12 protein-coding genes are annotated in these 14,230 nt (G+C 66.8%); 7 read left to right on the plus strand and 5 right to left on the minus strand.

All coding sequences use genetic code 11. The features are described 5' to 3' along the window. Window positions 1–77 precede the first annotated feature (77 nt). Together ACVIJ6_RS07680 and ACVIJ6_RS07685 are read left to right on the plus strand one after the other, a co-directional pair. Window positions 78–1,004: a sulfite exporter TauE/SafE family protein gene (locus ACVIJ6_RS07680; RefSeq protein WP_456772199.1), complete on the plus strand. Its 927-nt coding sequence runs from the start codon at window positions 78–80 to the stop codon at window positions 1,002–1,004. Continuing rightward, the gene (locus ACVIJ6_RS07685) at window positions 1,001–1,780 is read left to right on the plus strand and encodes a TIGR02186 family protein (RefSeq protein WP_456772200.1); all 780 of its coding nucleotides are present in this window, start codon (window positions 1,001–1,003) and stop codon (window positions 1,778–1,780) included. Before ACVIJ6_RS07680 ends, ACVIJ6_RS07685 begins: the two co-directional genes overlap by 4 nt. Here ACVIJ6_RS07685 and ACVIJ6_RS07690 read toward each other — a convergent pair. After that, a complete protein-coding gene (locus ACVIJ6_RS07690) occupies window positions 1,777–2,691 on the minus strand; it encodes a DMT family transporter (RefSeq protein WP_456772201.1) in 915 nt (304 codons plus the stop codon). The two genes, ACVIJ6_RS07685 and ACVIJ6_RS07690, sit on opposite strands and share 4 nt — an antisense overlap. 97 nt (window positions 2,692–2,788) lie before the next feature. Between ACVIJ6_RS07690 and ACVIJ6_RS07695 the strand changes: the two genes are divergently transcribed. Then, entirely contained in the window at window positions 2,789–3,655 is an 867-nt protein-coding gene (locus ACVIJ6_RS07695; protein WP_456772202.1) for a LysR family transcriptional regulator, read from the plus strand. A 220-nt stretch (window positions 3,656–3,875) separates the two neighbouring features. Here the strand turns inward: ACVIJ6_RS07695 and pdeM are convergent, their stop codons facing one another. The 4 genes from pdeM to ACVIJ6_RS07715 form a co-directional block, all read right to left on the minus strand. Further along, window positions 3,876–4,529, minus strand: a complete 654-nt coding sequence (gene pdeM / locus ACVIJ6_RS07700) for a ligase-associated DNA damage response endonuclease PdeM (protein ID WP_456776925.1) — start codon at window positions 4,527–4,529, stop codon at window positions 3,876–3,878. A gap of 46 nt (window positions 4,530–4,575) precedes the next feature. Beyond that, window positions 4,576–7,290 (minus strand): ligase-associated DNA damage response DEXH box helicase, encoded by a 2,715-nt coding sequence (locus ACVIJ6_RS07705; RefSeq protein ID WP_456772203.1) that lies wholly within the window; start codon window positions 7,288–7,290, stop codon window positions 4,576–4,578. Between the two features lie 362 nt (window positions 7,291–7,652). Further along, on the minus strand, window positions 7,653–8,882 hold the full coding sequence (locus ACVIJ6_RS07710; RefSeq protein WP_456772204.1) for an ABC transporter substrate-binding protein: 1,230 nt from the start codon (window positions 8,880–8,882) through the stop codon (window positions 7,653–7,655). Window positions 8,883–8,990: 108 nt separating this feature from the next. Next, window positions 8,991–9,917 carry a methyltransferase domain-containing protein gene (locus ACVIJ6_RS07715; RefSeq protein WP_456772205.1) on the minus strand — a complete coding sequence of 309 codons (927 nt, stop codon included), beginning with the start codon at window positions 9,915–9,917 and terminating at the stop codon, window positions 8,991–8,993. A gap of 113 nt (window positions 9,918–10,030) precedes the next feature. Here ACVIJ6_RS07715 and ACVIJ6_RS07720 point away from each other — a divergent pair, with 113 nt between their 5' ends. The 4 genes from ACVIJ6_RS07720 (at window position 10,031) to ACVIJ6_RS07735 (ending at window position 14,189) form a co-directional block, all read left to right on the plus strand. Further along, complete coding sequence (locus tag ACVIJ6_RS07720; protein WP_456776926.1) at window positions 10,031–11,077, plus strand: ligase-associated DNA damage response exonuclease; 1,047 nt, start codon at window positions 10,031–10,033, stop codon at window positions 11,075–11,077. Next, on the plus strand, window positions 11,074–13,008 hold the full coding sequence (locus ACVIJ6_RS07725; protein ID WP_456772206.1) for an ATP-dependent DNA ligase: 1,935 nt from the start codon (window positions 11,074–11,076) through the stop codon (window positions 13,006–13,008). Before ACVIJ6_RS07720 ends, ACVIJ6_RS07725 begins: the two co-directional genes overlap by 4 nt. 124 nt (window positions 13,009–13,132) lie before the next feature. After that, window positions 13,133–13,441 carry a DUF6460 domain-containing protein gene (locus ACVIJ6_RS07730; RefSeq protein WP_456772207.1) on the plus strand — a complete coding sequence of 103 codons (309 nt, stop codon included), beginning with the start codon at window positions 13,133–13,135 and terminating at the stop codon, window positions 13,439–13,441. Between the two features lie 13 nt (window positions 13,442–13,454). Next, a complete protein-coding gene (locus ACVIJ6_RS07735; RefSeq protein WP_456772208.1) occupies window positions 13,455–14,189 on the plus strand; it encodes an MBL fold metallo-hydrolase in 735 nt (244 codons plus the stop codon). The last annotated feature ends 41 nt before the right edge of the window (window positions 14,190–14,230 follow it).

The raw sequence follows: 14,230 nt of genomic DNA on the forward strand, positions 1-14,230 counted from the left end.
TTTTCGGCTATGCAGGATCACAGCACCTGCTTCGGACGCGCGGGATGCTCCCATGGACCGTTCGCAGGGCCGCGCGAATGCAGATTTACCTCCCGATCGCCGACATACCCGTCAACATCTTCCTGTTGCTGGCGATGGGCGCGGCCGTCGGCTTCGTTTCCGGCATGTTCGGGATCGGCGGCGGCTTCCTGATGACGCCGCTCTTGATCTTCGTCGGCATCACGCCCGCGGTCGCCGTCGCCTCGGTGTCCAGCCACATCGCCGCATCGTCGTTTTCCGGCGCGCTGTCCTATTGGCGGCGCCGCGCGATCGATCCCTCACTGGCGTTGGTGCTGATGATCGGCGGCACGCTGGGCACCGCGCTCGGCGTGTCGACATTCACGCTGCTGCGCGCGCTCGGCCAGCTCGACCTGATGATCGCGCTGTCCTATGTCGCGCTGCTGACGAGCGTCGGCGGCGTGATGTTCTGGGAAGGCCTGCGCGCCATCATGCGGGCGCGCCAGGGCGCGCTGCCCACGGTGCGACGGCCGGGCAGTCACGTCTGGATCCACGGCCTGCCGCTGAAGATGCGCTTCAAGCGATCCAAGATCTACGTCTCCGTCATCCCGGTCATCGGGATCGGCCTCCTGATCGGCTTCCTCGGCGCCGTGATGGGCATTGGCGGCGGCTTCATCCTGGTGCCGCTGCTGATCTATATCCTGCGCGTGCCGACCTCGACCGTGATCGGCACCTCGATGGTGCTGACGCTCGCGACCATGATGATCGCGACCATGCTGCACGCGGTGAGCAACCATCTGGTCGACGCCGTGCTGGCGCTGATCCTGATGGTCGGCGGCGTCACCGGCGCGCAGTTCGGGGCCCGCGCCGGGCAGATGATCCGTGGCGAGCAGCTGCGCCTCCTGCTCGGCCTGCTGATCCTCGCGGTCGGCATCCGCTTCGCGGTCGAGCTCGTGATCCGCCCCGCCGACCTGTTCACGATCCGTGAAACCGAGCAGAGCCAATGAGGCCGCTTCGCACCGCCAGCATGACGCTGATGCTGCTGCTTGCGGGAGCGGCAACGGCCCGCGCCGAGCGCCTGATCGCCTCGGTCTCCAATCACCGCGTCACGGTGACGCCGAACTATTCCGGCGAACAGCTGGTGCTGTTCGGCTCGGTCGAAAAGGATGCGCAGACGCCGGTGAGCCGGACCGCCTATGATCTCGTGGTCACCGTGCGCGGGCCGCGCGCCGACATGGTGACCCGGCGCAAGGAGCGCAAATTCGGCATCTGGATCAACACCGATTCCCGGCAATTCCTGAAAGTGCCCGGCTATCTCGCGCTGTTCGCCAACCGTCCGTTCGACGTGATGGCCGCCCCCGAGGTGCAGCGCCGGCAGCAACTCGGCCTGAACAATGTCCTGCTGACCCAGCGCGTCGGGCCGGATTACGCCGACGTGGTGCCGAACGATGCGTTCCGCAGCGCCTTCATCAGGCTGCAGTCCCAGCATGGATTGTATCGCGAGGACACATCCGCCGTGACCTTCCTGACGCCGACGCTGTTCCGCACCGGCATTCCGCTGCCCGCGGCGGTCCCGATCGGCACCTATGAAATCGAGATCAAGCTGCTCGCCGACGGTGCGCTCGTCACCAAGTCGGAGACGGCGTTCGAGATCGTCAAGGTCGGCTTCGAACAGTTCGTAGCGACATCGGCGCGGCAGAACGGTTTGGTGTATGGCCTGGTCACCACCGCGATGGCGCTGCTGACGGGATGGATGGCCTCGATCGTGTTCCGCAGGGATTAGCCGTTCCTCGGCGCCGGCGTGCGCGTCACCAGATAGATGCCGATGGCGACGGGGACGACGCCGAACAGATCCTGCAGCGCGACGTGCTCGCCGAGCACGACAAAGGCGAAGATCATCGCCAGCGGCGGCATCACGAAGTGATAGGCGCTGGCGGCGGTCGCGCCACACACTTTCAGCAGATGGAACCACAGCACATAAGCGAGGATCGAGCCCCCGAGCACGAGAAAGGCGAAGGCGCCGAACAGTTGCGGATTCGGCACGATGTTCTGGGCGCTGGAGACGCTGAGCGCGACCGGCCACAGCACGAGGCCCGCGGAGAGGTTCTGGATGCCGTTGCCGACCCACAGGCTGCCCTTCGGCGCGAGCTGCTTGAACAGAATGGTTCCGGTGACGATCGAGGCCAAGGCCGCCAGCGTGTAGAGAATGCCTTCGAGCTGGTCGGTCCCGACCGACATACGATGCCAGACGATCATCGCAACGCCGATTGTGCCGAGCGCCAGCCCTGCGACCTTGCGCAGGGTCAGCGGCTCGCCGAGCAGCAGCGCGGCGAACACCGCGGTGAACACCGGATTGGCCGAGACGATCAGGCCGCCCAGCCCGGCCGACACCGTCTGCAGCCCGGTGTAGCCGAGGCCGAGATACAGCGCGTTGTTGGCGATGCCGATGATCGCAAAGACCGCGGCATCGCGAAAGCCCATGCGCAGCTCGCCGCGAATGGCCGGGACGAGAAGGATCAGGATGCCGGCGAGCGAAAAACGCGCCGCGAGCAGCAGCAGCGGCGGGCAATAGGTGACCCCGATCTTGCCGGCCACGAAGGCGAAGCTCCACAGCAGGCAGAACAGGCCGATCTCGAGCGGCAGCAGGTTCGACTTCATCGGGGTCACGGCAGCCGGAGACGAAACAGACGACATCGGGGAACTCCTCTGCCGCCGATGTAGGGCCGTTCTTTTGCATTTGGAAATTAAATGATAGACTGAAATTCAGTGGATTTATGAATGGCGGTTCCCGATGCTCGATCTGGAGCTCTTGCGCAGCTTCGTCTCGGTGGTCGATGCCGGCGGCTTCACCCGGGCCGGCGAACGCGTCCACCGCACGCAATCGACCGTCAGCCAGCAGATCCGGCGGCTGGAGGAGGACCTCGGCCAGACGCTGCTCAACCGCGACGGCCGCGCGGTGACGCCGACCGAGGCCGGCGAGCGGCTGTTGTCCTATGCCCGGCGCCTGCTCGCGCTCGCCGAGGAGGCCCGCGATGTCGTGGCGCGGCCGGGACCTGACGGCGCGGTGAAGCTCGGCATCCCCGAGGACTTTGCCGCCTACCGGCTGGCCAAGCTGCTCGCGGCGTTCTCGCGCGCCCATCCCAATCTGCGGCTCGACGTGCGCGCCGACCAGAGCCTCAACCTCAAGCGCGACATCGAGCGCGGCGAACTCGACCTCGCCCTGCTCAAGCGCGGCGTCGACGACACCAGGGCGGTGATCGCCGCGTGGCCGGAGCAGGTGCATTGGGTGACCAGCAAGAGTCATCCCGTCAATCTCGACAGCGGCTCGCTGCCGCTGATCGGGTTTCCGCTCGGCTGCATCTATCGCACCCGGGCGATCCATGCGCTGGAGAGCGCAGGACGCGCCTGGCACATGGCCTACACCTCGTCGAGCCTCGCCGGCATCCAGGCCGCGGTCGCGGCCGGCATGGGCCTCAGCATCCTCTCGGAGATGTCGGTGCAGTCGGACCATCGCGTGCTGACCGCCCGCGAGGGCTTCGCGCCGATCGAGCGCACCGAGGTGGCGCTGCTCGCCTCGCCCGATGCCAGCCCGGCGACATTGCGTCTGGCCGACCGGCTGGCCGAGTTCTGCGAGAAGGTGCAGGCGAAGGCGGCTTGACGGGTATCGTCCGCGGCTGCTCTGACCATCGCGCCACGCGCACGGTACATCCCCTCCCCCGCTTGCGGGGGAGGGCTAGGGAAGGGGCCGCTCCAACGGCGGTGCCCGCGGCGCCCCCTCTCCAACTCTCCCCCGCAAGCGGGGGAGAGGGCGCAGCAGAAATCATGGCGGGCATCATCGCGTCAAATTCAGACGCGCCGACGCAAGATCACGAATCCAACTAATAACACCGCGCCGCAGCGATGCTGTGCAGGCGAGTATCCCCTAGCACATGCGCGATGAAGGCGCGCTTCGGAAACAGCTTCGCGAACGCGGCGTCTCGTACGCTCAAGCCCCCGGCATAGGCGCCGAAGGCCGGCATCACGGCGCGCTCGCCGTCGGAGACGAAGCAGCGCCGCTCCAAGGTGCGCGCCCGCGTCGCCACCCGCGCCTTCGGATGCAGATGGCCGGCGATCTCGCCGCGCGCGCCGGTCGGCTCGTGCCGGAACGTCACGGCGCCGAGCGTGATCGAGTCAGCGACCTCGCCGCCGATGCCGCGAGGCGCCGGATCATGATTGCCGGTGATCCAGATCCAGTCGCGGCCGACCTGCAGATTGGCGATGCTGGCGCGATCGTCACCGGTCAGGCGCGTATGGGCGTCGCGGTCATGAAAGCTGTCGCCGAGCGCGATCACCATGCGGGGATTGTAGTGCGCGATCACGGCGGTGAGACGCTGCAAGGTCGCGACCGTGTCGAACGGCGGCAGGAGGGTGCCGCGCGCGGCGAAGCTCGACCCCTTTTCCAGATGCAGGTCGGAGACGACGAGCAAGCGCTGCGCGTCCCACACCAGCGCACCGGAGAGATCGACCCGCAGCGCGGTCCCGGCGACGTCCATCATCCCCGATGAGCAGATCGTCCCCCGCAATTCCGCCTCGCTTGAGCTACCCCATTGCCTCCTTGACGAGTTCCTCGGCGGCCTCGGCCAGGAGCTCGTCGGCGGCCTCGCCATAGACGGATTCGCGGCCGATTTCCAGCATCACCGGCACCGCCAGAGGCGAGACGCGATCGAGCGGGCGATGGGTGATTCGGCCCTCGATGCGCTTAAGCATATCACCGAGGCGGCGCAGATCGAGCAGGCCGGTGGCGGCATCGGCGCGCGCGGCACGCAACAGCATGTGATCGGGCTGATGCCGGCGCAGCACGTCGTAGACGAGATCGGTCGAGAACAGCACCTGGCGACGCGTCTTCTCCTCGCCGGTGAAACGGCGCGGAATCAGCCCGGAGATGATGGCGCAGGAGCGGAAGGTGCGCTTCATCAGCGCCGATTCGGCGAGCCACGCTTCGAGATCGTCGCCCAGCATGTCCGGATCGAACAGCGCGGCGAGATCCAGCCGGCCTTGGCTCACCATCAGCGACATGTCACCGAGCCCCCACACCGCCAGCGCATATTCATTGGCCACGAAGCCGAGCGGCCGCGCACGCGCCCGCTCCAGCCGCCGCGTCAACAGCATGCCCAGCGTCTGATGCGCGAGCCGGCCCTCGAACGGATAGCAGACGAGGTAATGCTTGTTGGAGCGGGGAAAGGTCTCGACCAGTAGCTCGCGCCGCGCCGGAATGCGTGAGACGTCCTTCTGCAGCGCGAGCCAGTCGCGCACCTGCTCCGGCAATTGCATCCAGGCCGTGCGATCGTCGAGCAGGCCGCGCACGCGCTCGGCGAGATAGGTCGACAGCGGGAACTTTCCGCCCATGTAGGACGGCACCTTGGGATCGGCGTCGTTGGCGCGCGACACATAGACCTGATCCTCGGCCAGCGCCTCATAGCGCACGATCTCGCCGCCGAACACGAAGGTGTCGCCCGGGGTGAGACCTTCGATGAAGTATTCCTCGATCTCGCCGAGCAGCCGGCCGCCGCGCGCGATCGCGCCTGTGGTACCCGAGCCGCCCCCGCGCGAGCGCACCAGCCGCACCTTCAGCATCGCCTCCTCGACGATGGTGCCGACGTTCAAGCGATAGCTCTGCCGCACCTTGGGATTGGCGACGCGCCAGCGTCCCCTGGCGTCCTGCTTGATGCGCGCAAAGCGCTCATAGGTCTTCAGCGCGTAGCCGCCGGACGCGACGAAGTCGACGACATCGTCGAAATCGGCCCGCGACAGCGCAGCATAGGGCGCGGCGGTGATCACCTCGGCATAGAGCTCATCGCTGAGGAACGGCTCTCCACAGGCGCAGCCGAGCACGTGCTGGGCCAGCACGTCGAACGCGCCGGTGCGCAGCGGCGGCGTGTCCTGCGCATTGTCGGCGATGGCGTCGATCGCGACCGAGCATTCCAGCACCTCGAAGCGGTTGGCCGGCACCAGCACCGCGCGCGAGGCCTCATCGAGCCGGTGATTGGCGCGTCCGATGCGCTGCATCAGCCGCGAGCAGCCCTTGGGCGCGCCGACATTGATGACGAGATCGACGTCGCCCCAATCAACGCCGAGGTCGAGCGAGGATGTGCAGACGACGCCGCGGAGCCTGCCGGCCGCCATCGCATCCTCGACCTTGCGGCGCTGCGCCACATCGAGCGAACCGTGATGCAGAGCAATGGCGAGATTGTCGTCATTGATGCGCCAGAACTCCTGGAACAGCATCTCCGCCTGGCTGCGGGTGTTGACGAAGACGAGCGTGGTCTTGTTCGTCTTGATGAGCTCGTACATCTCGGCCAGCGCGTGCCGCGCGCTGTGCCCCGCCCAGGGCAGGCGCTCCTGCGTGTCCAGCATCTCGACCAGCGGCGGAGCGGCGCCCCCGGCGACGACGACATCGGCAGCGGCGCTGCTGCCGGTCGGCTGCGGCACCAGAAAGCGCGCGAGTTGCTCCGGCTGCGCGACGGTCGCCGACAGGCCGATCATGCGCAGACCGGGCGCGAGCCGCCACAGCCGCGCCAGCCCGAGCGACAACAGATCGCCGCGCTTGGAGGTTACGAGCGCATGCAGCTCGTCCAGCACCACGCGCTGGAGCGACGAGAACAGATGGGGCGCGTCGTCCGACGACAACAACAGCGCCAACTGCTCGGGTGTGGTCAGCAGGATGTCGGGCGGATAGCGCCGCTGCCGCTGCTTGCGTGACGCCGGCGTATCGCCGGTGCGGGTCTCGACCTTGATCGGCAAGCCCATCTCAGAGATCGGCGCCTGGAGGTTGCGCGCGATGTCGACGGCAAGTGCCTTCAAGGGCGAGATGTAGAGCGTGTGCAGGCCGGCAGGGCGGACGATGGATCTGGCGAGCTGTTTGGCTGCGGTGTTGGCACTTGCCGATTGCTGAAAAGCGGGCGCGAGCTGTTGTGGAGCAGATTCCACCATTGGCACCGCCGCCGGCGGCCCCCCTCCCCGCCCTTCCCCCACGAGGGGGGAGGGAGTGGCGAGAGCGGATTGCTTGCCGAGAGCCGATCGGTGCGGTGTGGCAACCGCGGGGTCGAGTTCCACCAGGGTCGGCAGGAACCCCGCCAGCGTCTTGCCGGCGCCGGTGGGGGCGATCAGCAGCGCCGAGCGCTGCGCGCGCGCCTTCTCCAGCAGCGCCAGCTGATGCGCGCGTGGCGCCCAGCCGCGCACCGCGAACCATTTATTGAAATGGTCCGGCAGCGCGGCGCTGTCGTCAGGCAGGACTGGTGAGATGCGGGGCGGCACCGGGGGAAGGTAGGCAGTCGCTCGCGGTTCGTCGAGGCCCGAGGCAACCGCGCGACCTCGGCAAATACCGCTGTCTTCAGGCCGGCTGTGGCGCGCACCGCCGCCTCCTCGACTTCCGCTGTCGTCCCTGCGAACGCAGGGACCCATAACCACCGGCCTCGATGGGACGATGACCAGCAGTTATGCCTCACCGAGAGATTCCGCGGTATGGGTCCCTGCGTTCGCAGGGACGACAGCGGAGTCTGAGGCTCCATCCCGGCCCCCCTCGTCATTGCGAGGAGCGCAGCGACGACGCAATCCAGGCTCTATCCGCGGAGAGACTCTGGATTGCGTCGCTGCGCTCGCAATGACGGAAGCAGACGCTACTCCGTCATCGGCTTTTCCGAGATGCTCCAATCCTTGCCGTCGAAGATCGAGATATAGAGCGTCTTCATCGGCGTGTAGTCGTCGGGCGTGTACGCAAAATTGACGCCGTCGAGGAAGAAGGGCGAGTGGAAGCCGGCCAGCATGGTGGCCTGCTTCAGCACATTTTCGCGGGTCAGGGTGTCGCCGCAGCGGCGCAGGATCTCGCCCATCGACACCGCCTGGCCATAGCCGGCATAGGCGATGGTGTTGTCGGGATCGATGTTCGGCAGGTACTTGGCGCGCAGCGCCTCGAAACCCTTGACGTCCGGATCGTCCTTCCATTGCGGCACGCCGGCATCCTTGGAATAGCGGATGGCGACGATGTCCTTGGCGTTCTCGAGACCGGCGGCCGACAGAATCGAACGGCCGGTCGAGCCGGCCGACAACAGCTGCAACGGCTTCCAGCCGAGCTCGGCGACCTTGCGGATCGACTGCGACGTCGCCTTGCCGGTGGTGATGTTGTAGAACACGTCGGCGCCCGACTTCGACAGGTTGATCAGCTGCGAATCGACCGTCGGCTCGGTGAGATCATAGGTCTGCTCCATGATCACCTGGGCCTTGCCGCCGGCATCGGCCAGCACCTTCTTGAAGGGGCCGAGGAAGTCGCGGCCGAAGTCGTCGTTCTGATAGAGGATGCCGATCTTGGCCTCCGGCTTCACGCTCAGCACGTGCTTGGCGAGGATGCGCGCCTCGGTCGGATACAGCGGCAGGCCGGCCATGGTCCATTTGTAGTTCTTCGGATCGTTCCACTTCGACGCGCCCGTATTGAGCAGCAGCTGCGGCACGCCCTTCGAATTGAGGTATTTGTGGACCGCGGTCTGCGGCGCGGTGCCGAGCGAGCCGTACAGCGCCAGCACCTCCTCCTGCTCGACGAGGCGCCGCGTCGCCTCGACGCATTTCGGCGCGCTGTAGGCGTCGTCCATTGTGAGGAACTTGACCTTGCGGCCGTTGATGCCGCCCTGCTCGTTGAGCATCTGGAAATAGGCCTCGCCGACGCGGCCGAGCACGCCATACAGCGAACCGGGGCCGGAATGCGGAATGGTCTGACCGATCTTGATCTCGGTATCGCTGGCGCCGGCGTCATATTTCTTCTCGACCGCCCAGACGTAAGGCGAGGCGATCGTCGAGGCACCGATGGTCGCAAGCGCGGTGGCGCAGAAATCGCGCCGCGTGAGATGTTTTTTCATTGTTGTCTCTCCCTAGACTGCCGGCATTTTTTGGCATCGGGAGAGCTGCGGCAAGAGCGAAGTTGCCGCATTGGACGCTGCGTGCAGCGCATTCAATAGCGTGTAGACTCAAGTCCGGGTCGCGACCACCGCAAGCCCGCGCACCGGCAGCTGCTCCTCGGTGCGCGGCGAGGCCGGTTCGAGATGCTTGAGTTGCAACCCGGTCGATTGGATGACGCCGCGGACATATTCCGCACCATGGGCATAGCGCAGTCCCTTGCCCATGATCACCCCCTCACCATCATGGGTCTCGACGGTGAAGGTCAGGAGCCCGATTGGCCTCAAAACGCGATGGGCCTCGGCGAGCACGGGGGCGAGATCGCCGACATAGACCATCGCATCGGCAGCGAGGACGAGGTCCGCCGACAGGTCGGGCTGCCGCTGCAGCCCGGCCGTCATGTCGTCGACTTCGAGCGCGGCATAGAGCCCCGTTTCGCGCGCTTGCGCGATCATTCCGGCTGACAGGTCGATGCCGATGAAGCTGTCGACATTCTTGGCGAAGGCTGCGGCGCCGAGGCCCGTGCCGCAGCCGAGATCGATGGCGCGCTGGAAATAAGCCGGCTTCTTCTCGGCGGCGCGCACCGCGAGCACCGCCTTGAACAGGATCGCCGGCGCGCGGTAGTGCAGCCGCTCGATCAGCTCGGCCTCGAAGCGCGGCGCATATTGGTCGAACAGCGACTGCACATAGGCCTTGGGCATATCCGACAGCGGCGCGGCGCCGAGCTGCATCAGCCGCACGCCGGCGCCGTGGCGGTCATCCGGATCGGCGGCGCAGGCGTTCTGGAACGCCGAGATCGCCTTGTCCGTCTCGCCAAGCGCGAGGCGAATCTGACCGAGCTCGAACCAGGCCGAGGCGAATGTCGGCGCCAGCTCGATGGCCTGCTCCATCACCTCGGCCGCGGCGGCACGATCGCCCTTGAGCTGCAGGTCGAGGGCGAATTCGTAGCGGCGATCGGCGATCAGGTTGCCGGAGGAGAGGAACAGGCGGTGGGGCATCGTGGAACCGTGGTTTGGACGGGCTGTCATTCCAGGAGATGGATGCGCGGGTCAAGCCCGCGCATGGCGGCCGAGGTTTGGGACAGACTGAAAATCCGTCGGGCGAGACCTATATGACCGCCATGCGTCCGCAAGACATCCTGCTGCCGGTTCCCGCCGGCCTGTGCTGCAAGGCCGGTGGCTTCCACATCGATCCCGTGCGCCCGGTCGAACGGGCGCTGATCACGCATGGCCATTCCGACCACGCGCGGGCCGGCCACGGCGCGGTGCTGGCGACGCAGGAGACGCTCGACATCATGCGGCTGCGCTATGGCGAGAATTTTGCCGGCAGCACGCAGGCGATCTGTTATGGCGACGAGATCCGGCTCGGCGAGGTCACGGTCAGCTTTCATCCGGCGGGGCACGTGCTGGGCTCGGCGCAGATCAAGGTGTCCTCCGGCAGCACCTGCATCGTCGCATCCGGCGACTACAAGGATGCGCGCGATCCGACCTGCGCGCCGTTCGAGCTGGTGCAATGCGACGTCTTCATCACCGAGGCGACGTTCGGCCTGCCCGTGTTCCGCCATGGCGACGCCGCGGCTGAAGTGAAGAAGCTGCTGGCGTCGGTCGCGCTGTTTCCGGAGCGCGCGCATCTGGTCGGAGCCTACTCGCTCGGCAAGGCGCAGCGCGTGATCGCGCTGATCCGCGAGGCCGGCTACGACGCACCGATCTACCTGCATGGCGCGATGGAGAAGATCACGCGCTACTATCAGGACAAGGGCATCGCGCTCGGCGAGCTCAGGCCGGTGAAGGGCGTCAAGAAGGCGGAGCTCGCCGGCACCATCACGCTGGCGCCGCCGAGCGCGACCTCCGATCTGTGGACGCGGCGTTTTCCCGATCCGGTAACCGCCTTCGCCTCGGGCTGGATGCGGGTGCGCGCCCGCGCGCGTCAACGCGGCGTCGAACTGCCGCTGGTGATCTCGGATCACGCCGACTGGGACGGGCTGACCGCGACGATCGCGGCGACCGGCGTCGGCGAGGTGTGGGTCACGCATGGCCAGGAGGACGCGCTGGTGCATTGGTGCCGGAGCAAGGGCCTCGCGGCACGGCCGCTCGACCTGGTCGGCTATGGCGACGAGGAGGAGAGCGAGGCGGCGGCCACGGAGGACGCCGAGGCATGAACCGCTTCGCCGAGCTGCTCGACCGCCTCGCCTATGAGCCCGGCCGCAACAACAAGCTGCGCCTGCTGACCTCGTATTTCCGCGAGGCCGAGGACCCCGACCGCGGCTACGCGCTGGGCGCGCTGACCGGCGCGCTGTCGTTCAAGCACGCCAAGCCGGCGCTAATCCGCGACCTCATCGCAGCCCGCACCGATCCGGTGCTGTTCGCGCTGTCGTATGATTATGTCGGAGATCTCTCGGAGACGGTCGCGCTGATGTGGCCGAAGGGCGGTGCACATCATCAGCAGCACGTCGCCGGGTCCCCCCCTCCCCAGCCCTCCCCCACAAGGGGGGAGGAAGCGCAGCTGCGCGAGGCGCTTGCACCTGGGATGCCATCGGCGATGGAGCAGACGACCTCGACAGGGCGTGCGGCATCCACCGCCGACACAACCTCGAACGTGGATCCGACAGACATCCTCGCTTCCTCAACCCCTGCTCTCTCCGTTCCCTCCCCCCTTGTGGGGGAGGGTCAGGGAGGGGGGGACCACACGGGTGCTCTCTCGGGTGAGCCGCCGCGTGGCCACAACAATCCGCCGCCGCCGCCGACGCTCACCGAGGTCGTCACCACCTTGCGCACCCTCGGCAAGACCGAGATGCCGCGGCAGCTGGCGCAATGGCTCGACGAGCTCGACGAGACAGGGCGCTGGGCGCTGCTGAAGCTCGTCACTGGCGCACTTCGCATCGGCATCTCGGCGCGTCTCGCCAAGACCGCGGCGGCGGCGCTCGGCGACAAGGACCCGCACGAGGTCGAGCTGATCTGGCCGGGGCTGTCGCCGCCTTATCTCGACCTGTTCGCCTGGCTCGAGGGCCGCGGCGACAGACCCGTCAACCGCGATCCGGCGCCGTTCCGGCCCGTGATGCTCGCGCATGCCGTCGAAGACGACGATTTGGCGGGCATGGATGCGGCCGACTACATCGCCGAATGGAAATGGGACGGCATCCGCGTGCAGGCCGTCAGCGGCCGCGACACCGAGGGCCGCATCGTGACGCGGCTGTATTCGCGCAGCGGCGAGGACATCACACCTAGCTTCCCTGATCTGTTGCCATCACTGCATCTGCCCGGCGCGCTCGACGGCGAGCTGCTGGTGGTGCGCGAGACGCGCGTGCAGAGCTTCAACGTGCTGCAGCAGCGGCTGAACCGCAAGACAGTGTCGCCAAAGCTCATGAAGGAATATCCGATCCATCTGCGCGCCTACGACCTGCTCGGCGACGAGGACGGCGATCTGCGCGAGCGGCCCTTCGCCGAACGGCGCGAAAAGCTTGAGGCGTTCATCCGGCGGCTGGGCGATCCGCGCGTCGACCTGTCGCCGACGATCGCCTTCGCGAACTGGGACGAATTGAAAGCGGCGCGCGCCAATCCCGCATCGGCCGGCGCCGGCGACGATGCCGAAGCGGTCGAAGGCGTGATGCTGAAGCGGCGCGACGCGCCCTATCTGCCGGGCCGGCCCAAAGGACAATGGTGGAAGTGGAAGCACGATCCGCACATCATCGATGCCGTGCTGATGTATGCGCAGCGCGGCCACGGCAAGCGCTCGTCCTACTACTCCGACTACACGTTCGGTGTGTGGACGGCGGGTGAGGCTGGCGATCAGCTCGTCCCGGTCGGCAAGGCCTATTTCGGCTTCACCGACGAGGAGCTGCTGCAGATCGACCGTTTCGTCCGCCGCAACACCACCGAGAAATTCGGCCCCGTCCGCCATGTCGTGCACGAGCCCGAGCAGGGGCTGGTGCTGGAGGTCGCCTTTGAAGGCCTGCAACGGTCGCCGCGGCACAAATCCGGAATCGCGATGCGCTTCCCGCGCATCAACCGCCTGCGCTGGGACAAGCCGCCACGGGATGCCGACCGGCTGGAAACGCTGGAACGCCTGCTGAAGAGCGAGCAGCCGGCGTGACTTCCGGGGCAACATTAAATGCAAGTAACCCGCTTGCGGCGCTGAGGCGGGTTCCCCACCTGCCCTGCCGTGCTTTATAATCGCGGCACGAATCCGCCGGCGACCCGGCATTGGAGACGATGACATGTCGAATGACATCAGGGACTATCCGGCCCGCGCCCGCAGCTCGGATAGCCTGTATCGTTTTCTCGGCGGCTCGCCGCTGTCGGTGGCGTTCCGGCTGGTGCTGCTGTCGATCCTGGTCGGCGTGGTGCTGTCGGCGATCGGCTTCGATCCGCTCAACATCATCCACAGCATCCGGCTGCTATTCATCCGGCTCTATGAGCTCGGCTTCGATGCCTTTAACTGGCTGTGGCGCTACTTCCTGCTCGGCGCCGTGATCGTCATCCCGCTCTGGTTCCTGTCGCGGCTGTTCGCGCCGCGCGGCAGATGACAGGACACAGCCGATGCAGCTCCGCTTCGTCGGCTGTGGCGATGCGTTCGGATCGGGTGGCAGGTCCAACACCTGCTTCCACCTGACGGGCATCAGCACCAATCTCCTGATTGATTGCGGCGCCTCGTCGCTGCCGGCGCTGAAGCGGCTCGGCATCGCCTGCAACGATGTCTCGCTGATCCTGATCACGCATTTCCATGGCGACCATTTCGCCGGGCTTCCGTTCCTGCTGCTCGACGCGCAGTTCTCGAAGCGGACGCAGCCGCTGGTGATCGCGGGCCCCGCCGGCATCGCGACGCGGCTGACGCAGGTGATGGAGGCGCTGTTCGAGCATTCCTCGTCGACGCCACGCAAGTTCGAGCTGTCGGTGATCGAGCTCACACCGGAGCGCACGACGCGCTTCGGCGACATCGGCGTGACCCCGTTTGCGGTCGTGCATGGCCATTCGGGCGGGCCGTTTCTCGGCTATCGCATCGCGGCCGAGGGACACGTGATCGCCTATACGGCCGATACGGAATGGACCGACAACCTGATCCCGCTGGGCCGCGACGCCGACCTGTTCATCGCCGAAGCCTATACGTTCGACAGGCCGGTCAAGAACCATCTCAGCCTGGCTGCGCTCGCGGCGCATCTCGACGTGATCAGGCCGAAGCGGCTCGTGCTCACCCATCTGGGCCCGGACATGCTCTCCCGGCTGGAGACCCTGCCGCATGCAGCGGCGCATGACGGTATGACGATTGATCTGTAGCCTCATACCGGGAACACCGGCTAAGCTCGGGTCCTGACCGA

This window comes from Bradyrhizobium sp. USDA 4369, from assembly GCF_054056435.1.

Excerpts from the sequence above, each read along its gene's own strand:
- ACVIJ6_RS07730 (WP_456772207.1), top strand. The coding sequence starts at position 13,133 with ATGTCGAATGACATCAGGGACTATCCGGCCCGCGCCCGCAGCTCGGAT.
- ACVIJ6_RS07710 (WP_456772204.1), bottom strand. The coding sequence starts at position 8,882 with ATGAAAAAACATCTCACGCGGCGCGATTTCTGCGCCACCGCGCTTGCG.
- ACVIJ6_RS07735 (WP_456772208.1), top strand. The coding sequence starts at position 13,455 with ATGCAGCTCCGCTTCGTCGGCTGTGGCGATGCGTTCGGATCGGGTGGC.
- pdeM (WP_456776925.1), bottom strand. The coding sequence starts at position 4,529 with ATGGACGTCGCCGGGACCGCGCTGCGGGTCGATCTCTCCGGTGCGCTG.
- ACVIJ6_RS07680 (WP_456772199.1), top strand. The coding sequence starts at position 78 with ATGCAGATTTACCTCCCGATCGCCGACATACCCGTCAACATCTTCCTG.
- ACVIJ6_RS07725 (WP_456772206.1), top strand. The coding sequence starts at position 11,074 with ATGAACCGCTTCGCCGAGCTGCTCGACCGCCTCGCCTATGAGCCCGGC.
- ACVIJ6_RS07715 (WP_456772205.1), bottom strand. The coding sequence starts at position 9,917 with ATGCCCCACCGCCTGTTCCTCTCCTCCGGCAACCTGATCGCCGATCGC.
- ACVIJ6_RS07690 (WP_456772201.1), bottom strand. The coding sequence starts at position 2,691 with ATGTCGTCTGTTTCGTCTCCGGCTGCCGTGACCCCGATGAAGTCGAAC.
- ACVIJ6_RS07685 (WP_456772200.1), top strand. The coding sequence starts at position 1,001 with ATGAGGCCGCTTCGCACCGCCAGCATGACGCTGATGCTGCTGCTTGCG.
- ACVIJ6_RS07695 (WP_456772202.1), top strand. The coding sequence starts at position 2,789 with ATGCTCGATCTGGAGCTCTTGCGCAGCTTCGTCTCGGTGGTCGATGCC.
- ACVIJ6_RS07720 (WP_456776926.1), top strand. The coding sequence starts at position 10,031 with ATGACCGCCATGCGTCCGCAAGACATCCTGCTGCCGGTTCCCGCCGGC.